A 4,563-nucleotide genomic window follows, 5' to 3' on the forward strand; every position below is an offset into this window, starting at 1 on the left:
CGCGCCGTCGCGCTCCTCCGCGTGCGGCAGCGGTTTCAGGAGATACGCGGCCATCATCGGCGTCAGCAGGCGCGCGACGAGCAGCGACGCGAGGATCGCCAGCACGGCCGTCCAGCCGAACTGCTTGAAGAATTTGCCGGGGATACCGCTCATGAACGCGGTCGGCAGGAACACGGCGACGAGCGAGAACGTCGTCGCGATCACGGCCATGCCGATTTCGTCGGCCGCTTCCAGCGCGGCCTGCATCGGCGTTTTCCCCATGCGGAGGTGGCGCGAGATGTTCTCGATCTCGACGATCGCATCGTCCACGAGCACGCCGACGACGAGCGCCAGCGACAGCAGCGTGACCATGTTCAGCGTGTAGCCGAACAGGTATTGGCCGAGGAACGCGGGGATCACGGACAGCGGCAGCGCGGCCGCCGCGACGAGCGTCGCGCGCCAGTCGCGCAGGAACCACCACACGACCAGCACCGCGAGCACGGCGCCCTCGTACAGCATTTCCATCGACGCGTCGAAGTTGTCCTCGACGGGCGCCGCGTTGTCGATCGTTTCGCGCAGCACGACGTTGCCGTGCTTTTGCTGCAGCTCGGCGACGGCCTTGCGCACGCCGTTCGCGACGTCCATCTCGCCGGCGCCGCGCGTGCGGAAGATTTCGAAGGCGACGACCGGTTTGCCGTCCTGCTCCGCGATGGCGCGCGGCTCGGCGACCGTGTCGGACACCGTCGCGATCTCGTTCAGGCGCACGTGGCGGCCATCCGGCAGCGGGATCTCCATGCGCGCCAGTTCCTGCGCCGTCTGCACGGTCGCCAGCGTGCGCACGGATTGCTCGGCGCCGCTCACGTCGCCGCGGCCGCCCGGTTCCTCGCGCTGCACGTTGCGCAGCAGGCGCGAGACGTCCAGTGCCGACACGCGCAGCGCGGCCATCTTCTGATCGTCGAGTTCCACGCGCACTTCGCGGTAGACGCCGCCCACGCGCTTGACCGCGCCGACGCCCGGTACGCTGAGCAGGCGCTTGGACACCGTGTTGTCGACGAACCAGCTCAGGTCGGGCGCGTCGAGCGCCGGCTTGCCGTGCGCGTCGGCCGCCTGCGCCGTGAACGTGAGCACGACGCGGCCCGCGGTCGTCGTCTTCGTCACGCTCGGGTCGCGCATCTCCGCGGGCAGGTCGGCGCGCACGCGCGAGACGGCGTCGCGCACGTCGTTGACGGCGTCCGACAGGTCCTTCTCGAGGATGAATTCGACGGTGATCGTGGCCACGCCGTCCAGCACGCGCGCATAGATGTTCTTGACGCCCTGGAGGGTCGCGACCGAGTCCTCGATCTTGCGCGCGACCTCCGTCTCCAGCTGCGCCGGCGCGGCGCCGTCGAGCGTCGCGACGACGGTGACGATGGGCAGTTCGATGTCCGGGAAGTCCTGCACCTTGTTCGCCTTGAACGCCAGCACGCCGGCGAAGGTGAGGAGGGCGAACAGCATGATCGCCGGGATCGGGTTGCGGATCGAGAGCGCGGAAAAATTCATGACCGTGCCCTCAACGCGCCGCCAGCGTCGGCACGTTACGTACCAAGTCGCCGTCGTTGAGGAAGCCGGCGCCGCTCGTGACGACCAGCGCGTCCGCGGGCAGGCCGTCCGTCACCTCGACGCGGTCGCCGAGACGGCGGCCCGTCGCGACTTTCAACTGGCTCACGCGGCCGTCCGCATTCAGGCGGAATACGTACGCGAAGCCATCGCGCACGGCGACGGCCTGCTGCGGCACCGTCAGCGCGGCCGACTCGCCCAGCGCGAACTGGCCGCTGGCGAACATGCCGGCCTTCAGCGGCGCATTGGCCGACAGCGCCGGCGGCAGGTCGACGTAGACGAGGGCGACGCGGCTTTGCGCATCGACGGTCGGCGCGACCGTGCGCACGCGGCCCTGCACCTGCGTGCCGCCGGCCGCCTGCACGACGGCCTTCTGGCCCGGCTTGATGCGCGGGAGCTCGGCGGCCGTCACCTCGGCGCGCCATTCCAGGCGGCCCTGGCGGATCATGCGGAACATCTCCGCGCCCACGCCGGCGACGGCGCCCACGGTGGCGTTGCGCGCGGAGATCACGCCGGCATCCGGCGCGACGATCTTCGTGTACTTCAGGCGCAGCTGTTGCTGGGCCAGCGTCGCCTTCGCCGATGCCACGCGCGCGGCGGCCGTGCGCTCGGCCGTCATGTATTGCGTGATCTGCTGTTCGCTGAGCGCGCCCGAGCTTTGCAGGGCGCGCGCCCGCTTCGCATCGGCGCGGGCGGCGGACGCATTCGCCTCCGCTTCCTGGACAGCGGCTTTCGCCTGCGCGACGTCCGCCTCGACCGGCGCCGCATCGAACACGGCGAGCACCTCGCCCTTCTTGACGACGTCGCCCACGTTGACCTTCACCTCCTGCAGGCGCAGACCGTTCGACTCGCTGCCGATCACCGCTTCCTGCCACGCGGCGACGTTGCCGTTGGCGGCGAAGCTGAGCGGCAGGCGCGATTGCTCCGGTTTCGCCGTCGTGACGGTCAGCGCGGGGCGCGGGGCCGCCGCCTTCTTGTCGTCGGCGGCATTGCTGGAGACGAGGACGCCCACGGTGCTGGCCAGGATGGCGGCGATGGAGACGGCGAGGGCGGGCCGGGACATGCGGCGGAGTTGGGCGGGAGTCATGGCGTTCAAAGTAGATGGATGCCGAAGCGTTTCAGCAGAAGGGCGAACAGGAGTATGCTGGCCACCGTGATCGCGATTCCCGCGCCCAGCGCCGGCCAGAAGCCGAGGCGTGCCAGCAGCCACGGGAAGGCGGCGAACATGGGGAGTGTCGGGATCACGTACCACAGCGTGTACCAGGCGTGGTTGGCGATCTTTTCCTGCGGCTGGCGTTCGATGTGCAGCCAGATCAGCGTCAGCACGGTCACGAGCGGCAGGGACGCGACCAGGCCGCCGAGGCGGTCGGAGCGCGCGGCAGCTTCCGACACCAGGACGACGACGGCGGCGCTGATCAGGTATTTCAAGACGATCCAGGACATGGCGGAACCAGAAGTCAAACTGCGACAGTGTAACAAAGCACACCCGAGGACGCCTGTTCCGTATGGTCCCGGCTGTCATGTTCCGTTACAAATCCTTACCACTGAAACGTCGCGTCGATATTCCCGCTCATCCATTCGCGGTTAAATGGCGGCCAACATGAAGCTCAACATGATCCGACGCGCATCGCTTGTCCTGCTGGCCGCCGCCTTGATGGCGACGGGTGCCGCAGCGGCGGCCGATGCGGCATCTGCCCCGGATGTGCAGGCGCTGCATGTGCTGAACCGCCTCGCATACGGACCGCGTCCCGGCGACGTCGGGCGCGTGGCGCAGATGGGCGTGCAGCGCTGGATCGACCAGCAGCTGCATCCGGAGACGATCCCGCTGCCGGCCGACCTGGACGCACGCCTGGCCGCACTGGACACCGTGAACCGCAGCGCCGGAGAATCGCTGGCCGAGTTCCTGGAACTGCGGCGCGCCGTTCGGATGGACGACGAGGGCGCGAAACAGCGCCGGCGCGAGGCCGAGATGCGCGTGGCGCGCCAGGCTGCGGAAGCCCGGCTGTTGCGCGCCGTCGAGAGCCCGCGCCAGCTGGAAGAGGTCATGGTCGACTTCTGGTACAACCATTTCAACGTCTTCGCGGGCAAAGGAATCGACCGCGCGCTGGTGACGAGCTACGAACGCGACGCGATCCGCCCGCACGCGCTCGGCTCCTTCCGCGCGCTGCTGGGCGCGACGGCGAAGCATCCGGCGATGCTGTTCTACCTCGATAACGTCGTGTCGTCGGCGCCGCGCCCGGATGCGAAGGGTAAGGCGCGGGGGCTGAACGAAAACTATGCGCGCGAACTGATGGAGTTGCACACGCTGGGTGCGGACGGCGGCTACACGCAGCGCGACGTGACGGAGCTGGCGCGCATGCTGACCGGGTGGACGTTCGACCAGAAGCGTCTCGCGCGCACGGGCGAGACATTCCGCTTCGACGCCGGCCGCCACGATGCCGGCACCAAGACGTGGCTGGGCCGCGCGATCGCGCCGGCCGGCCAGCAGGAAGGGGAGTATGCGCTGGACGTGCTGGCCATGCACCCCGCCACGGCGCGCCACGTGAGCCGCGAGCTGGCGCAATACTTCGTCAGCGACGAGCCGCCGCCAAGCCTCGTCGACCGCATGGCGGCCACGTGGCAGGCGTCGCAGGGCGACATCCGCGCCGTGCTGGCGACGCTGTTCGCGAGCCGCGAATTCATGGACGCGGGGAGCGTCGGCGCGAAGTTCAAGACGCCGTACCAGTACGTGGTCTCGGCCCTGCGGGCGAGCGGCGTGCCGGTGGCGAATGTCGGGCCGTTGGTGAATACCATGAATCAGCTGGGCATGCCGTTGTACGGCTGCCAGACGCCGGACGGGTACAAGAACACGCAGGACGCGTGGCTGAACCCGGACGCGCTGACGCGGAGCATCGCCTTCGCGAGCGCGCTGGCTGGCGGCAAACTGCCGCTGGCGACGGTGCCGGCCGATGCGCCGCCGGCGCCGCTCGATCCGGTCCGGCTGCAGGC

The 4,563-nt window shown here is 69.4% G+C and carries 4 protein-coding genes; 1 reads left to right on the forward strand and 3 read right to left on the reverse strand.

What is annotated here, in order from left to right; all coding sequences use genetic code 11:
• The 3 genes from ACEN88_RS24945 to ACEN88_RS24955 form a co-directional block, all read right to left on the reverse strand.
• Positions 1–1,518: efflux RND transporter permease subunit (locus ACEN88_RS24945; RefSeq protein WP_413344008.1), on the reverse strand; the 1,518-nt coding region annotated here is incomplete at its 3' end.
• 10 nt (positions 1,519–1,528) lie between these two features.
• Positions 1,529–2,662, reverse strand: a complete 1,134-nt coding sequence (locus ACEN88_RS24950; protein WP_413344010.1) for an efflux RND transporter periplasmic adaptor subunit — start codon at positions 2,660–2,662, stop codon at positions 1,529–1,531.
• 5 nt (positions 2,663–2,667) lie between these two features.
• On the reverse strand, positions 2,668–3,018 hold the full coding sequence (locus ACEN88_RS24955; protein WP_413344012.1) for a DUF3147 family protein: 351 nt from the start codon (positions 3,016–3,018) through the stop codon (positions 2,668–2,670).
• Positions 3,019–3,187: 169 nt separating this feature from the next.
• Between ACEN88_RS24955 and ACEN88_RS24960 the strand changes: the two genes are divergently transcribed.
• Positions 3,188–4,563 (forward strand): DUF1800 domain-containing protein (locus tag ACEN88_RS24960; RefSeq protein ID WP_413344014.1); only part of this gene is annotated, 1,376 nt, incomplete at its 3' end.

It is taken from the genome of Massilia sp. CT11-108, assembly GCF_047302915.1.
Classification (GTDB): Bacteria; Pseudomonadota; Gammaproteobacteria; order Burkholderiales; family Burkholderiaceae_D; genus Telluria; species Telluria orientalis.

What these genes read in the sequence shown, in the direction of transcription:
- ACEN88_RS24955 (WP_413344012.1), bottom strand. Translation starts at nt 3,018, where the DNA reads ATGTCCTGGATCGTCTTGAAATACCTGATCAGCGCCGCCGTCGTCGTC.
- ACEN88_RS24950 (WP_413344010.1), bottom strand. Translation starts at nt 2,662, where the DNA reads ATGACTCCCGCCCAACTCCGCCGCATGTCCCGGCCCGCCCTCGCCGTC.